Origin of the sequence: Paenibacillus sp. A3, assembly GCF_001399685.1 — a bacterium.
GTDB lineage: Bacteria > Bacillota > Bacilli > Paenibacillales > NBRC-103111 > Paenibacillus_G.
The window spans coordinates 1-842 of sequence record NZ_JTHN01000431.1 but is presented as its reverse complement, the minus strand read 5'-3'; the positions used below and the strand labels follow the sequence as shown (position 1 = coordinate 842).

Genomic DNA, 842 nt, shown 5'->3' with positions numbered 1-842 from the left:
AGTCTCGTGGGCTCGGAAACGATCGTATGGAAGGTGGCGGTGGCGACGATCTTTATTTTGTCGACAGCGTTGGCGATGTGGTGGTCGAAGCCGACGACAGTGGCGAGGGCTCTTTCGCGATAGCGAGTACCGACATCGCGATGACACCATCGCAAACCGAGAACAGTGCGACCCAACCCTCTGGAGCAGAATCGGGTCCTTTCGGACGCCTGGTGCCAGGGGAGCATCGCAGCCGCAGCGGCGATACGGTGGTGGCCAGTATCGACTTTACGTTAGGCGACAACCTTGAAGCGCTGCTCCTGGTCGGAAATGCCACGATCGGCACAGGCAATGCATTGGGCAACATGCTGTCCGGAAATGACCGCGACAATGTACTGCGCGGCCTCGATGGCGACGACGCCCTCTTCGGCAGAGCCGGTAACGATGTGCTGTTTGGTGGGGATGGAAGTGACCAGCTGTATGGCGGGAGTGGCCGCGATACCTTGGCCGGCGGCGATGGTGACGACACGTATTACTACGGCAGTGGGCAAGGAGACGATACTGTCGTCAACGCCGACGTATATGGTGAGGATGTGCTGTATTTGAATGAAGCGAGTTTCGATGAATTCGATTTTGCTCGAATCGGCGACGATATGGTGGCAACGTTTAACGACCAATCGGGTAGCCTCACCTTCAAGGATTGGTATACGGCTGCCGCCAATCGTGTCGACCGCATGTACGACCAGAATTGGACCGAGCTCACCGCGGATCAAGTCGACAGCTTGGTTGGGGGGGCGGAATTGAGCCAGCTGATAGGAGCAATGGCGCATGGCGAGGCAGGGCAAGAGATCCATACCCAGTCC

1 protein-coding gene is annotated in these 842 nt (G+C 57.8%); it reads left to right on the top strand.

Translation table 11 applies throughout. From position 1 onward, the window contains the following. Positions 1-26: 26 nt before the first annotated feature. Positions 27-842, top strand: an 816-nt coding sequence (locus QJ48_RS39610) for a calcium-binding protein (RefSeq protein WP_369126855.1), incomplete at its 3' end; no start/stop codon positions are given.